General features: G+C 34.0%; 16 protein-coding genes. 10 read left to right on the top strand and 6 right to left on the bottom strand.

Annotation, left to right across the window (positions count from 1 at the left end):
• Positions 1 to 35: 35 nt before the first annotated feature.
• Positions 36 to 677 carry a copper homeostasis protein CutC gene (locus tag MN581_RS06450; protein WP_241699440.1) on the bottom strand — a complete coding sequence of 214 codons (642 nt, stop codon included), beginning with the start codon at positions 675 to 677 and terminating at the stop codon, positions 36 to 38.
• Between the two features lie 119 nt (positions 678 to 796).
• Here MN581_RS06450 and MN581_RS06445 point away from each other — a divergent pair, with 119 nt between their 5' ends.
• The 4 genes from MN581_RS06445 (at position 797) to MN581_RS06430 (ending at position 5,520) form a co-directional block, all read left to right on the top strand.
• Complete coding sequence (locus MN581_RS06445) at positions 797 to 1,657, top strand: putative RNA methyltransferase (RefSeq protein WP_241699439.1); 861 nt, start codon at positions 797 to 799, stop codon at positions 1,655 to 1,657.
• A 195-nt stretch (positions 1,658 to 1,852) separates the two neighbouring features.
• Positions 1,853 to 2,359, top strand: a complete 507-nt coding sequence (gene trmL / locus MN581_RS06440; RefSeq protein ID WP_117973277.1) for a tRNA (uridine(34)/cytosine(34)/5-carboxymethylaminomethyluridine(34)-2'-O)-methyltransferase TrmL — start codon at positions 1,853 to 1,855, stop codon at positions 2,357 to 2,359.
• An 11-nt stretch (positions 2,360 to 2,370) separates the two neighbouring features.
• Positions 2,371 to 2,991 (top strand): histidine phosphatase family protein, encoded by a 621-nt coding sequence (locus MN581_RS06435; protein WP_117973276.1) that lies wholly within the window; start codon positions 2,371 to 2,373, stop codon positions 2,989 to 2,991.
• A gap of 18 nt (positions 2,992 to 3,009) precedes the next feature.
• Positions 3,010 to 5,520, top strand: a complete 2,511-nt coding sequence (locus MN581_RS06430) for an ATP-dependent RecD-like DNA helicase (RefSeq protein WP_241699438.1) — start codon at positions 3,010 to 3,012, stop codon at positions 5,518 to 5,520.
• 26 nt (positions 5,521 to 5,546) lie between these two features.
• On the opposite strand, the gene MN581_RS06425 is transcribed toward MN581_RS06430, so the two are convergent.
• Complete coding sequence (locus tag MN581_RS06425) at positions 5,547 to 6,500, bottom strand: diacylglycerol kinase family protein (RefSeq protein WP_241699437.1); 954 nt, start codon at positions 6,498 to 6,500, stop codon at positions 5,547 to 5,549.
• A gap of 48 nt (positions 6,501 to 6,548) precedes the next feature.
• Positions 6,549 to 7,007 (bottom strand): GNAT family N-acetyltransferase, encoded by a 459-nt coding sequence (locus MN581_RS06420; RefSeq protein ID WP_241699436.1) that lies wholly within the window; start codon positions 7,005 to 7,007, stop codon positions 6,549 to 6,551.
• 153 nt (positions 7,008 to 7,160) lie between these two features.
• Between MN581_RS06420 and MN581_RS06415 the strand changes: the two genes are divergently transcribed.
• Positions 7,161 to 7,679 (top strand): QueT transporter family protein, encoded by a 519-nt coding sequence (locus tag MN581_RS06415; RefSeq protein WP_241699435.1) that lies wholly within the window; start codon positions 7,161 to 7,163, stop codon positions 7,677 to 7,679.
• 44 nt (positions 7,680 to 7,723) lie between these two features.
• Here MN581_RS06415 and cbpA read toward each other — a convergent pair whose 3' ends face one another.
• Entirely contained in the window at positions 7,724 to 8,368 is a 645-nt protein-coding gene (cbpA, locus tag MN581_RS06410) for a cyclic di-AMP binding protein CbpA (RefSeq protein WP_117973271.1), read from the bottom strand.
• A gap of 160 nt (positions 8,369 to 8,528) precedes the next feature.
• Here cbpA and rpmG point away from each other — a divergent pair, with 160 nt between their 5' ends.
• The 5 genes from rpmG to nhaC all read left to right on the top strand — a co-directional run bounded on the left by rpmG (position 8,529) and on the right by nhaC (position 12,197).
• Positions 8,529 to 8,681, top strand: a complete 153-nt coding sequence (gene rpmG / locus MN581_RS06405; RefSeq protein ID WP_117973270.1) for a 50S ribosomal protein L33 — start codon at positions 8,529 to 8,531, stop codon at positions 8,679 to 8,681.
• 24 nt (positions 8,682 to 8,705) lie between these two features.
• Positions 8,706 to 8,882: a preprotein translocase subunit SecE gene (secE, locus tag MN581_RS06400; RefSeq protein ID WP_117973269.1), complete on the top strand. Its 177-nt coding sequence runs from the start codon at positions 8,706 to 8,708 to the stop codon at positions 8,880 to 8,882.
• A gap of 105 nt (positions 8,883 to 8,987) precedes the next feature.
• A complete protein-coding gene (gene nusG / locus MN581_RS06395) occupies positions 8,988 to 9,530 on the top strand; it encodes a transcription termination/antitermination protein NusG (RefSeq protein WP_117973268.1) in 543 nt (180 codons plus the stop codon).
• A gap of 60 nt (positions 9,531 to 9,590) precedes the next feature.
• Positions 9,591 to 10,466 (top strand): alpha/beta fold hydrolase, encoded by an 876-nt coding sequence (locus tag MN581_RS06390; RefSeq protein WP_117973267.1) that lies wholly within the window; start codon positions 9,591 to 9,593, stop codon positions 10,464 to 10,466.
• Between the two features lie 333 nt (positions 10,467 to 10,799).
• On the top strand, positions 10,800 to 12,197 hold the full coding sequence (gene nhaC, locus MN581_RS06385) for a Na+/H+ antiporter NhaC (protein WP_117973266.1): 1,398 nt from the start codon (positions 10,800 to 10,802) through the stop codon (positions 12,195 to 12,197).
• Positions 12,198 to 12,215: 18 nt separating this feature from the next.
• On the opposite strand, the gene MN581_RS06380 is transcribed toward nhaC, so the two are convergent.
• Both MN581_RS06380 and thiD read right to left on the bottom strand, forming a co-directional pair.
• Positions 12,216 to 12,767 carry an ECF transporter S component gene (locus tag MN581_RS06380; RefSeq protein ID WP_347247403.1) on the bottom strand — a complete coding sequence of 184 codons (552 nt, stop codon included), beginning with the start codon at positions 12,765 to 12,767 and terminating at the stop codon, positions 12,216 to 12,218.
• Positions 12,764 to 13,597, bottom strand: a complete 834-nt coding sequence (thiD, locus tag MN581_RS06375; protein WP_241699434.1) for a bifunctional hydroxymethylpyrimidine kinase/phosphomethylpyrimidine kinase — start codon at positions 13,595 to 13,597, stop codon at positions 12,764 to 12,766. The genes MN581_RS06380 and thiD overlap by 4 nt, the downstream gene beginning before the upstream one ends.
• Positions 13,598 to 13,649: the final 52 nt, after the last annotated feature.

Genomic DNA, 13,649 nt, shown 5'->3' with positions numbered 1-13,649 from the left:
AAAAAGTGCTTTGCGTCTAAAACGCAAAGCACTTTTTAAAAATGAAAATCAACAATTTGAGTTCCATGTACCTCTTTTACATTTAAAAAAGAAGTCACTGTATCAATATTCTTATAAGTAATTCCACCACCAGGTAGGATTGTAATTCGGTTATTAGCGTAGGAAATTAAATCATTAAGGTATTCTAAATGTTGTTCAATTGGTACGACACTTGCTCCACCATGAGTTAAAATCCGAGTAACGCCATGTTGACTTAACCAGTCGATGGCTTCAAATTGGTCATCACGCTTCATTAAGTCAAACGCCATATGAAAGGTGACTTGCATACCTTCAGAAGCTTCTAATAAGATTAACATAGCCTCTTCATCGATTTTATTTTGTTCATTTAGACAACCAAATACTACCCCATCAACACCAAGTTGTCTTGCTTCTAAAATATCTGCTTCCATAATTTTTAATTCAATGTCAGTATAGACGAAATTTCCACCACGAGGTCTGATAATCGCCATCACAGGAACGCCTTTTTCACTACAGTAGGCCATGGTTTCTGCCAAGACACCCTTACTAACTGTTGTCCCACCGACAGCTAAATTGTCACAAAGTTCAATGCGTGTTGCACCTGAAGCAATCGCATTTGGAATATTCGTAAAGTTTTCAGCACAAAATTCTTTAATCATCACAAACAAATCCTCCGAGTTTCATTCATTCATTCTTGTAATATTAGTATAGCATAAACCATCATTTGTCGATGAAAATTATGGTATGATAGTCGTAACATTTATTTAGGAGTTTAAATATGCTAAAAAAGAAAAAAGAGTATGCGATAGATCACTTAAAAATGATAGTGGGTGCAATGGCATGTCCCAAATGTCATAGTGCATTTGAATTATTAGATAATGGCTTAGTTTGTCAGAATAATCATCATTTTGATTTGTCGAAAAAAGGAACGATCCATTTTCCACTTCACCATATGGAAAGTGATTACGATCATCAGATGCTTGAACATCGACGCAATATGATTCAAAAGGGATTATATCAGCCAATTGAAAAGGAAATAGCCCGTATTATTTCAAATCAAGGGGAAATTGGTTTAATAGTGGATATGGGAGCTGGAGAAGGAAGTATCTTAGAGAGGCTAATCAGAAACAATGATATTTCTGGCACTAAGATGGGATTTGATTTGTCCAAGGATGGTATGGTATTAGCAAGTGACTTTTCAAAAGAGGCTTTTTGGTTCATTGGAGATGTCACAAATATGCCATTTAAAGACGAGAGTGTAGATACTTTATTAAATATTTTTTCACCTAGTCACTATGAAGAGATGAGTCGTGCTTTAAAAAAAGAAGGACTAGTGATTAAAGTTATTCCAGAAGAACATTATTTAAAAGAATTACGTGAGCTATTTTATTATGATGAGCAAGCTAAACAACAATATAGTAATGAAAAAGTGTATCAAAAATTTTTAAAAGATATGCAGTTAATAGAAGAAAAAAGAATAACCTATCAATTTGTTGTGGAAAAAGAAGATTTTCAAGATGTTTTGATGATGTCACCAATGCATTGGGGAGCCAGTATTCAGGCAAAAGAGCATGCTCGTGGTAATTATTTTCAGAAATTAACAATAGATGTGAAAATATTGGTTGGTAAAAAATATTGATTTCCAAAACTAAGGTTGTTTTTTATAGTTGTTAGTGCTACAATAGCATCAAGTCATTTTCAGCGGTTTTTATCAGATTCCTGTTCTGATAAAAGTTGGTGAGATGGCAAACCGCCAACGTAGCGACTCGCAGTGAACTAACACCGAGACGATACGTTTTTTTTATGCAAAAAAATAGGAAAGAAGAGACCCAAAATAATGAATCATATCGTATTATTTGAGCCACAAATACCGGCAAATACCGGAAATATTGCACGAACTTGTGCTGCAACAAATTCCCCATTACATTTAATTGAGCCATTAGGATTTTCAACAGATGATAAACATTTAAAACGAGCAGGGCTTGATTATTGGAATGATGTGAATATTACATATCACAAAAGCTTAGATGCTTTTTTAGAAACATTAGGTGATTCGCCACTACATTTGGTCACAAAATTTGCTAGAAATACTTATAGCGATGTGGCGTTTAATGATGGGCGTGACCATTATTTTATTTTTGGAAAAGAAACAACAGGATTACCAGAAACATTTATGAGAGACAATGAAGAAAAATGCATCCGTATTCCAATGAATGATGAACACGTTCGATCATTGAATTTATCGAATACCGTTGCGTTAGTTGTTTATGAAGCATTAAGACAACAGGCATTTCCTGATTTAGAAGCAGTCCATATCTATGACAATGATAAATTAAGCTAGGAGTTAGTTGAATGAAATTATATTTTGTCCGTCACGGAAAAACAGAATGGAATTTAGACGATCGGTTACAAGGAGTGAAAGACTCTCCTTTATTACCACAAAGTTATGAAGACATGAAAAAATGTGGTCAAGCGTTAAAAGAGATTCCGTTTAAAGCAGTGTATACAAGTCCTATTAAACGAGCCAAAGAAACGGCTGAGGGCATTGTGTCACAATTTGACTATGATGTCCCTATGTATGAAAGACCAGGCTTTGTAGAGCTTAGTTTTGGCGATTTAGAAGGAGAAAAGTTTTTAACAGCAAAGGAAACGTTTCCTAATGAGATGTTTTATTTGAGAAATCACCCAGATAAGTATGATCCATCCGCTTTTAATGGAGAAAATTATGACTCGATGATTAAAAGAAGCACGACTGTTGTAAAAGAAGCAATAGAAGACAATGAAACAGGGCCATTGTTGTTTGTTGGGCATGGTGCCATGTTAATTGCCTGTATGCGGACGCTTTTAGGTGTACCAATTGAACGTATTCGTGAAGTTGAGGGAATGTTAGATAATAATAGTGTGACAGTTTTATCATTTAATGATGGAGAATTTACTTTAGATGATTGGAACAATACAGATTTCTTATCATGATAGATGGAGGTGACGACAATGGAAGAGATGCCAAAGACGCCTTTTCTAAAGGGAGTGGTTGAAGCAATTTTTTTTGAAAATGCCACAAATTTTTATAAGGTCATGTTGGTAAAAGTAAAAGAGACTAACACAACTTATGATGGTGATGAGATTGTTGTCACTGGAACATTTGGTCAGATTCAAGAGGGAGAACTGTATTGTTTTTATGGAGAAATCGTTAATCATCCAAGGTATGGAGAACAATTAAAAGTAGAACGATATGAACAAGATAAACCAACCTCAACAGAAGGATTGATAAACTATTTATCAAGTAGTAAGTTTCCTGGGATAGGGAAAAAAACGGCTCAGACAATTGTTGAGTTGCTTGGTGAAACGGCTATAGATGACATCTTAGATAATCCAGATTTACTTGATCAAGTTGCAGGACTTAATCAAAAAAAGAAAGAAACACTGGTGTCTTCTTTAAAAGAAAATTACGGCATGGAACAAATTGTTGTCGGCTTAAATCGTTATGGTTTTGGAAACCAGCTAGCTTTTACTATTTATCAATATTATAAAGGTGATACATTAAATATTATCGAAGAGAATCCATATCAGTTGGTGGAAGATATTGAGGGAGTAGGGTTTAAAAAAGCTGATATGTTAGCAGAACGAATTGGAATTTCTGCTACTTCTTCAGAACGTATTCGAGCAGCATTGGTTCATGAGTTATATCAAGGTTGCTTGAATGCTGGTGATACTTACATGGAAGCAAAGCAATTATTATCAGCTTCGATTCAGGTGTTAGAAAATAGTCGACCTGTTGAAATTGATCCACAATTAGTAGCAGATGAAGTAATTCGTCTAGCTGAAGAAGGTGTGATTATTCAAGAGGGAACTCGTTTGTTTGAAAAATCGTTGTATTTTTCTGAGGTTGGTACGGCTGCGTCTATCAAACGATTACTTGAAAAAAAGAAAAAGTTACCTTATAAAGAAAAAGAAATTGATGCCACGATTAAAATGATTGAAAAGCAAAATGGCATCAAGTATGGTAATAGTCAAAAAGAAGCATTGAAAGAAGCCATCATGTCCCATTTTTTTATTTTAACAGGAGGACCTGGTACAGGTAAAACAACCGTAATTAATGGTTTGGTGTCTTTATATGCAGAATTAAATGGCTTTTCTCTAAATTTGGAGGATTACACGCAAAAGATATTTCCAATTCTTTTGGCCGCACCAACTGGTCGAGCAGCTAAACGGATGAATGACATGACGGGGCTTCCAGCTAGTACCATTCACCGCTTATTAGGTCTGACAGGTCGAGAAAAAGAAGGTGTAGAAGAGGCTAGAGAACTTGAAGGTGGACTTTTGATAGTCGATGAGTTGTCAATGGTTGATACATGGTTAGTTAATACTTTATTAAAATCTGTGCCAAATAATATGCAAGTTATTTTTGTAGGGGATAAGGATCAGTTGCCTTCAGTTGGACCAGGTCAAGTATTAACAGATTTATTAAGAGTAAAAGAAATACCCAAAAAAGAATTAGTGGATATTTATCGACAAGATGATGGTTCTTCTATCATTTCATTAGCACATCATATCAAAAATGGTAAGGTACCAAATGATTTAACAGAAAACAAAAAAGACCGGTCGTTTATTCAATGCCATGTTAGTCAAATCGAGTCAGTTGTTGAACAAGTAGTATCACGAGCGAAAGATAAAGGTTTTTCTAATCAAGAAGTCCAAGTATTAGCGCCAATGTATCGTGGAAAAGCAGGGATTGACCAACTAAACATTATGATGCAGCAGATTTTAAATAGCAATGATACTGGCGAAAGAAAAGAAGTAAAATGGTTGGACAAGTTATATCGTATTGGTGATAAGGTACTACATCTTGTGAATAGTCCAGAGGTGAATGTCTTTAATGGTGACATGGGAGAAATCGTCGGGATTACTTATGGAAAAGATACAGATGATAAAGTAGATGAGATGACGATTTTATTTGATGAGACAGAAGTGGTTTATAAACGAAATGAATGGCAAAAAATTACATTAGCATATGCGTGTTCAATTCATAAATCACAAGGTAGCGAGTTTCAAATGGTGATTTTACCATTAGTGAATCAATATGGTCGAATGCTTCAAAGAAAACTCCTTTATACAGCTGTGACAAGAAGCCGAGATTTTTTGATTTTACTTGGTGAACCTGATGCTTTTGTCAGAGCAATTGAAAGTCAAACACTAGAGCGACAAACAACCTTAGCAGAACGACTTGTTGAAAGCGATGAGTTATTAGTTAAACGAGCTAAAGAGGAAGAAAATTATTTAGATGAAAAAGAGCAAGAAGTTAAAGAAACTCTACATCATAAAGTAGAAGAAAAACTTGAACAGTTACCAAAAAAATCAAACGTTAAAGAAGTGTCTTTGTTTGAAAAAGTAGATGAAGAGATTCCTAAACCATATGTTTTAACACTAGATAATTATCTTACCATTGATCCAATGATTGGAATGAGTGACCAAACTCCTCACGATTTTGAAATAAAAAAATAAGCGATGGCTTTTGCCATGGCTTATTTTTACATCCAAAATAAACGCTGAGTGGTTTTAAAGCGTAGTTTAAAGTCTCTTTCTCCTAGTTCTTCACCATCTGCTTGTCCCACTTGTGCAAGAGGACAGGTTAGTGTCAATTCTGAATCGACAAAGCGATGTAGATGTGGGGAGGTTAAATGTTGTTTAAAAAATAATTTTATAATTAACCAAGCTAAAGATAAAGGGAAAATTTTTTCAACAATAATTAAGTGAACGTCATCTGTATAAGCTGAAGCGGTCGGATCAATCGCAACTCCTCCACCAAAATAAGGATGATTAGTAGTGGTACATAAAAAGGCACGTTCAAATTCTTTTTTTTCTGTGGTTGTTTCAATAATTAAGGGAAAAGAAGGTTGCTTAAACAGGGAAGATAGAGCCGCACTAACATACGATAAAGAGCCCAATTTCATCTGATTTAATAATGATTTAGCCTTTGAGTGATTGGCGGTTGCCACAATTTTCGCATCAATCCCTACACCAACATTGTTTAAAATAAGACGAGTATCATTTGAGTCAACATCCATTGCCTCCATTAAACTAATTGGTTTTGGTTCGTTTACATCTAACAAGCGTGTTAAGGCTGCATTTATTTTTCTTGAAATGCCGACCCCCCGAGCAAAATCATTTCCAGAACCACTTGGGAGGTAGCCAATGGGAATAGTCGGCTCGTGTTTTAAAGCATTGACAACTTCATGTAAAGTACCATCACCACCTAATACGACTAATAAATTTTCAAATGGTTCATCTTGTTTATAAGGGGTAAGAGTACCGTTTAATAGTTCTTGGACAATCTCTTTTTCATGACCAGCATATTCAGTAAAATAGGTTTTAAATGGAATGTTTTTTGCTATCAATTGTTTTTGAACTTCTTTATATTGTTTAGCTCCTTTTCCAGAACCAGCATGTTGATTAACTAATAAATGTAAGATTAATTTTTTCATAAAGTAACTCCTTAAATTCTGACGGTTCTACTAATAAACACGATATGATTAAACCACTTTCTTAAGACGTAGTTGGTCTTTTAATTGAATACCATGCTCAAAAATAGGTTCAGAATAGTTTTTGAGAAAGTAGTCAATCTGGATGTCTGTTATGCGAAAGCCGTGTTTTTGATAAAAATAAAGTTGCCAGATACTTGTAGAACCTGTACAAACTTCAAGTGTAGAGTAATGGTTTTCTTTTGCAAAATTTTCAGTAAAAACTAAGAGAGCAGACCCGATTCCTTGATGTTGATATTCTTCAAGGACAGAAATATTTAAAATTTCTAATGCGTTCCCTTTATTCTGATTTAATACTAGAACACCTACAATTTTATTATTATAAAGGCATTCGAACAAAAAAGCACGATAAATATATGAATTAATCATATCCTCATCTGGATCTGCTTGTTTTAATAAAGAGAAATGCTGTGTTGTAATCGTTTTGATTTTTTGAATAATAAGTGACATCATTTTCTTCCTTTTTGTTAGTCATGCTCTTATCATACCAAAAAACTTTGACATTTGGGTAAACAACAGGTAGGATAATATCGTTATGTTGAATAACCGCAGTTCGTTCATACCATCCTGCGATATCAAAACTAGGAAGGGAGAAAAAGAAAAATGGAAAAATCAGTATCACAATCAAAGACAACTACATTAGTTGTCAATGGGTTAATAGCAGCACTTTATGTTGTGTTAACACTTGTTGTAGCCCCTATTGCGCAAGGGCCGATTCAGTTTAGAGTATCTGAGAGTTTGAATCATTTAGTTGTGTTTAATAAAAAATTATTATGGGGTGTTCTTTTAGGAGTCGTGGCATTTAATTTGTTCTTTTCTGAAGGAGGCATGATGGATGTCTTGTTTGGTGGAGGTCAAACATTGTTGGCTTTAAGTATCACAGCTATATCTGCTAGATGGATTAAGAGTGAGAAAATACGAATGGTTATCAATACGATTGCTTTTTCAGTAAGTATGATACTAATTGCTATTATGATTTGCATTATTTCTAATCAATCGATTGGCTCAAACTTTTTCTGGGCAACATATGGCTCACTATTTTTGAGTGAATTAATTACTATGAGTATATCAGCACCAATTATGTTTGGAATTAATCGTATGGTTCACTTTGAAAAATTTTAATCATGAAAATAAAAATGCAACCAAATTTAATTGGCTGCATTTTTTTAATTTAAGGGTTGTTGTAAATCTTCGACCTGAGCGACAAAGAAATCTTTTTTGTTTAATGCTTTGATGATTAAATCACATGTTTCTTTATCAGTATCTGCTGGTAGTGTGATAATCGTTCGACGAATGTATTCATCGCGACCAACATCAAGTGTAATACAACTTGCAATATCAGAATATTTAGAAATAATTTTCGTCATGTTTGCTAGGTCACCTTTACGGCCAGTTGAAGCAATCGTTAATGCGAAGCGTCCTTCTTTAACGTTCCATGATTGAGATAAAATACCTAATAAACTACTATGTGTTAAAATGCCGTAAAATTGATCGTTGGCATCTAAAACAGCGATGTATGGTAACTCTTTAATAGTGAAAAAGATTTTGAAAAAAGATGAATTCAAATGAATAAATTTTGTCGCATTTTTTATTAAATGTGTGACAGGTAGAGTCATGTCACCGCCGTTTGATTTATGACGATATATATGCATTTTATAGATATTTCCTCTAAAGAATTTTCCAGTTTCGTCAAGTACAGGGACGCAACGAAAACCAGATTCTTCTAAGATATTCAACGCATCTTCTAGCGTACAAGTTTCACTAACGGTTGTTAGCAATCTTTTTGGAATACAGACTGATTCAATTAACATAATATGTAGCTCCCTTCATTTTTTATTATAATCTAATAATACCATAAACAAATGATTAAATAAAAGAACAATAACCTGTTCAGTAAATGAGCGTGTTTGACAAAACTTCTTTTAAACGTTATACTTTAAACGTTATTAATAAAGTGGGAGGATTCTACCCTTGGCTCAAAAAAAATCTGCACTTGCTTGTACCGCATGTGGTTCTCGTAACTATTCAAAAGCAGTTAGTGATTCACAACGTACTGAGCGTTTAGAAGTAAAAAAATTCTGTAAGTATTGTAAAAAGCATACACTTCATAAAGAGACGAAATAGTCATCATTAAGGAGGAGAAAAAGAATGAAATTTTTCAAAAGCGTTATTGAAGAAATGAAACTTGTTACTTGGCCTAGTCGTAAAAAATTAGTTAAAGATGTGATTACAGTGATTCAGTCAACTATCTTATTTGCTCTATTTTTCGCAGCGGTTGACTTTTTATTAGCAAAACTTTCATATCTTGGGCTAAAAGGTCTGTAGATATAACTAGAAAAATGCACATTTGAGTGTTACAATTAAGTTGAAAGAAAAACTTCGGCTCTCTGAGGTTTTTTTATTTTATCATGAAAAGGATGGTTGAATTCTGTGGAATCGTTTGAAAGACAGTGGTACGTATTACATACATATTCAGGTTATGAAAACAAAGTAAAAACAAATATTGAATCTCGTGCGCAAAGCATGGGGATGGAAGATTTTATTTTCCGTGTAGTTGTTCCTGAAGAAGAAGAAAGAGAAATCAAAAATGGTCAAGAGAAAGTAACAGCTAGAAAGACTTTCCCAGGCTATGTGTTAGTTGAAATGATTATGACTGATGAATCATGGTATATTGTACGTAATACACCAGGTGTAACAGGCTTTGTGGGATCACACGGTGCTGGTAGTAAGCCTGCTCCACTATTACCAGAAGAAGTGACTCATATTTTAGGTAAAATAGGAATGAGCAAACGTGTCACAGATTTAGATGTTGAGCTAGGTGAAACCGTGACAATTACAGAAGGAGCATTTTCTGGTTTAACTGGAGAGATTACTGAAATCGATTTAGAAAAACAAAAATTAAAAGTAAATATTGATATGTTTGGTCGCGAAACAAGTACAGAATTAGACTTTGATCAAGTAGATAAACTATAAAAACCGATATTTTTATCGGTTTTTATTTTCATGTTTTTTTTCTATTAAGGAGGGATTTTCATGCGTTTGAAACATTTTTTAATCCCTATGATTTTTTTATTAGTTGTTTTGACGTCTTGTCAAATAAATCAGCAGGAAAAAAAATCAGTAACGGGCGCGACTAATGAAAAAATAGAAAGTAACGTAAATTATACGAATGTCCCTACACTTTTTATCCATGGCGCTGGTGGTGGAAGAGGATCATTAGGACACATGATTAATCGTTTAGCTAGTCAAGATGTGGCGACAAAATCACTTGTTGTCATTGTGTCAAGTGACGGGAGTATTTCAACTGAAAATAAATTAGACTCAAATCAATTTTCTGAGGATAATCCAATGATACAAGTTTTATTTCGAGATAATCGAAATAATGAATGGGAACAAGCTAGATGGATAAAACTAGTATTAGAATTTTTGCAAAAAGAGTATGATATTCAAGAAGTAAATATTGTAGGACATTCTATGGGTGGAATTAGTGGATTGAGATATTTATTACAAGATAGCCAAACGACTGATTTGCCTAAAGTTAATAAGTTAGTAGCAATAGGATCACCATTTAATGAGTTTATTGATACGTTGACTAGTCAGAGTTTGGAGGATTTATTAACTAACGGACCAAATGAAAAAAGTGATCGTTACATTCTCTATGGGAATGAGTTAAGTGGGTTATCTAAAGAGGTTAGTCTGTTATTAGTTGCAGGGAAATTATCTGATGATAATTTGAGTGACAATGTAGTCCCACTTAGCAGTTCTTTTGCTGTTAATGCGATGTTATTAGAGCATGGTAATCAAGTAGAACACGTGTTGATAGAAGGAAAAGGTGCAGATCATAGTGGACTTCATGAAAATCAGGAAGTGGATGAGATAGTGAGTCAATTTTTATGGGATAAAAAATAAACTATTGACATTTATCAAATAAATAGATAGTATGAGTAAAAGTTTTACATTTTATGCAAGTAGGGAATAAGAACTGCGTTTAGAAAGTCGATGGTTGCTGAAAATCGATCCAGCTTATTTATCTGAATTACACATAAGATGAATCTAATTAAATATAACTAAAGAGATGAAGATAGATGGACTATCTTTAAATTAAGGTGGTACCGCGAAAAAAGTCGCCCTTATGTTTAAATGCATAAGGGCGACTTTTTTTATTATAAAAAAGGAGAATGGTCATGAGTTGTGGTGGGATGATACGATATCGTTGCATTTGATAAATAAAAAATTTATTAAATGAAAAGAGGGATTATCATGCAAAAGAGGATTAGTTTATTAGAAGCAAGTATTGTATTATTGATTATTCTATGTTGTATTTCAATGGGAGTTATAGTATTTAAACTCTCTCCTAATGTTGTGATATTATTTGCTATTGCATTGACCATTGGCTATATGGTCATAAAAAGAATGCCGTTAGAGTGGGTCAATGAAGGGATCGTTAGTGGTTTAAAACCAGGTATTATCCCTATCTTTATTTTTTTGTTGGTTGGTGCACTGATTGCAGTCTGGATACAAGCAGGTATTATCCCAACGATTATGGTGATAGGGTTTAAATTACTCAGTGTAAAATGGTTTATTCCATCTATTTTTCTTGTATGTGCGATAGTAGGGAGTGCAGTGGGGAGTGCATTTACTGTCATGTCAACAATCGGCATCGCCTTTTTTGGTATTGGCGTCACATTGGGACTAAATCCACCACTAATTGTAGGAGCAATTGCTTCAGGAGCAATCTTTGGAGATAAGATGTCGCCACTTTCTGAGTCAACTAACTTAGCCTCAGCTGTCGTAGAGGCAGATTTATTTGATCACATAAAAAATATGATGTGGTCTACTATTCCTGCTTTTTTAGTGTCATTGATTTTATTTACCATTATTGGTAAATCAGATGCTACAGTAGAATTAACAAACGTTAAAGAAGTGACACAAGTACTTGAAACACATTTTCATATATCCATGTGGTCGCTCATCCCTATTCTACTGATGCTAGTATGTGCTTGGAAGAAGTTACCAGCGATTATCACTATTTTATTAAATGTTATCGTGGCAGTGGTGATGATTGTAATCCAACAAGGAAATATTGATTTAGCTAATTTAGCGAGTGTCGTTGAGAATGGATTTGTATCAAAAACGGGTAATGAACAAGTGGATATGTTGTTAACTCGCGGTGGAATAAATAGCATGACGTTTACCGTATTATTAATAATTTTAACCTTATCTCTGGGTGGGATTTTGATGAAGATAGGGTTAGTTACAACAGTTATTGACTCATTGGCTAAATGTCTAGCTTCACCAAGTCAATTGATTATTGTCAGTTTGCTTTCTAGTATAGGTGTTAATATCTTTATTGGTGAACAGTTATTATCCGTTATTTTACCAGGTAATGCCTTTAAAGAAGTATACAAAAAAATGGGTTTAGACCCAGTTGTTTTAAGTAGAACGTTAGAAGACGGCGGAACGGTAATTAATTACTTAATTCCATGGGGAATAGCAGGAAGTTTTGTCGCCAATACATTTGGTGTTTCAACGATGAGTTATTTGCCATTTGTATTATTTAGTTTGTTATCACCTATTTTTTCTATTTTAAGTGCGTTAACTGGAATCGGAGTTAAGCACACAAAAAAAGTTGCCAATTAAGGCAACTTTTTTTATATCTTAGTAAAGCATCTTATTAGTTAAAGCTTTAATGGGTTTATATAGTAGTGACACAATGATAATAGCGGCAATAGCATTAATCACCGTAATATATAAAGTTGAAAAACTAGCGAATGCAGAAACGCTAAATTCATTTCCCATCATCAATTGAATTACTAAATTTTTCAGGAATGTCATCGAAATTTTTGCAATTGCAGCAATAATCATAATAACAGGGATAAACCAGGTTTTACTTTCATATTTTTCAAAACGGTGATAAGCAAATGTTAAAGTGGCACCCACAACAAAACTTTCTAAGATAAAGTAAGGTGCTTCAGCAGCAAATCCATTTAAAATATCAAAAATAGCAAATCCGATTCCTCCAGCTAATGAACCTTTGAAAAATCCAAGTGTTAAAACAGCTAATGAAAGAATAGGTAACCCAAAGTGAAAGAAAGGATTGCCCACAAGAGCTGGTAGAGGAACACGTATACTCGTTCCCACCACAGTTAATGCTGCAAATAATCCCATTAAAGTTGTTTCTTTGATACTCCATTTAGTACTTGTCATCATTTATATTCATCTCCTATAATCATTCGATCTGTTGCTTCTCGAAACGCACCATGCCAAACATATCCTGTGAAATCATTTAAATAAATTCCATGTTTTATGGCACTGGTGACATAATGTTTTGCAAGTTTGACACTTGATTCGGTACTTAAACCTTTAGCCATTCCTGCTGTGATTGCTGCAGCAAATGAACATCCTGCACCATGATTAGTATTGGTCTCTAATTTATCTTCATGAATAAATAAAAATTGTTTTCCATCATAAAATAAATCAGTTGCACTATCTCCCTTTAATCGAGCGCCACCTTTGATAATAACTGATTTTGCTCCCAAATTAACTATCTTTTGTGCTGCTAATTTCATATCATCTTCAGTTTCAATAACTGACATATTGGCTAAAATACTTGTTTCAACCAAGTTTGGTGTGATGATATCAGCTAGGGGGATTAATTTCTTTATCATCGCTTCTACTAATTCAGGTTGTAAGACATCTTTATTTGTTTTGACAGCCATGACAGGATCTAAAACAATATGTGGTTGATTTACTTTTTTGATAGAGGCTTCTAATAAATCAATCACTGGTAAACTTCCAAGTAATCCAATCTTTAAAGCATCCAGTGGACCACCAGAAAAAGCTGTCTCTAATTGTTTTTCAACAATCTCAATCGGGATAGGATAAATAAAAGGTGTTTTTGTTTTAGGACTAACAGTTAAAATGCTAGTAATGGTACTTAAACCAAATGTGCCATACTCTTCAAATGTTTTTAAGTCAGCCTGGATTCCTGCGCCACCCCCAGCGTCAGATCCTGCGACTGTTAATATTTTTTTTACCATAAAAGTTTGCTCCTTAGTGATGTTGTACTAAAGTTTATCATGCTCATAAAAA

Source organism: Vagococcus sp. CY53-2, assembly GCF_022604695.1.
In the GTDB taxonomy this organism is placed as follows: Bacteria; Bacillota; Bacilli; order Lactobacillales; family Vagococcaceae; genus Vagococcus.
This window is presented reverse-complemented; position numbering and strand designations above follow the sequence as displayed.

What these genes read in the sequence shown, in the direction of transcription:
- secE (WP_117973269.1), top strand. Translation starts at nt 8,706, where the DNA reads ATGAAATTTTTCAAAAGCGTTATTGAAGAAATGAAACTTGTTACTTGG.
- MN581_RS06425 (WP_241699437.1), bottom strand. Translation starts at nt 6,500, where the DNA reads ATGAAAAAATTAATCTTACATTTATTAGTTAATCAACATGCTGGTTCT.
- MN581_RS06445 (WP_241699439.1), top strand. Translation starts at nt 797, where the DNA reads ATGCTAAAAAAGAAAAAAGAGTATGCGATAGATCACTTAAAAATGATA.
- thiD (WP_241699434.1), bottom strand. Translation starts at nt 13,597, where the DNA reads ATGGTAAAAAAAATATTAACAGTCGCAGGATCTGACGCTGGGGGTGGC.
- MN581_RS06450 (WP_241699440.1), bottom strand. Translation starts at nt 677, where the DNA reads ATGATTAAAGAATTTTGTGCTGAAAACTTTACGAATATTCCAAATGCG.
- MN581_RS06390 (WP_117973267.1), top strand. Translation starts at nt 9,591, where the DNA reads ATGCGTTTGAAACATTTTTTAATCCCTATGATTTTTTTATTAGTTGTT.
- MN581_RS06380 (WP_347247403.1), bottom strand. Translation starts at nt 12,767, where the DNA reads ATGATGACAAGTACTAAATGGAGTATCAAAGAAACAACTTTAATGGGA.
- MN581_RS06435 (WP_117973276.1), top strand. Translation starts at nt 2,371, where the DNA reads ATGAAATTATATTTTGTCCGTCACGGAAAAACAGAATGGAATTTAGAC.
- nhaC (WP_117973266.1), top strand. Translation starts at nt 10,800, where the DNA reads ATGAAAAGAGGGATTATCATGCAAAAGAGGATTAGTTTATTAGAAGCA.
- MN581_RS06430 (WP_241699438.1), top strand. Translation starts at nt 3,010, where the DNA reads ATGGAAGAGATGCCAAAGACGCCTTTTCTAAAGGGAGTGGTTGAAGCA.
- MN581_RS06415 (WP_241699435.1), top strand. Translation starts at nt 7,161, where the DNA reads ATGGAAAAATCAGTATCACAATCAAAGACAACTACATTAGTTGTCAAT.
- MN581_RS06420 (WP_241699436.1), bottom strand. Translation starts at nt 7,007, where the DNA reads ATGTCACTTATTATTCAAAAAATCAAAACGATTACAACACAGCATTTC.
- cbpA (WP_117973271.1), bottom strand. Translation starts at nt 8,368, where the DNA reads ATGTTAATTGAATCAGTCTGTATTCCAAAAAGATTGCTAACAACCGTT.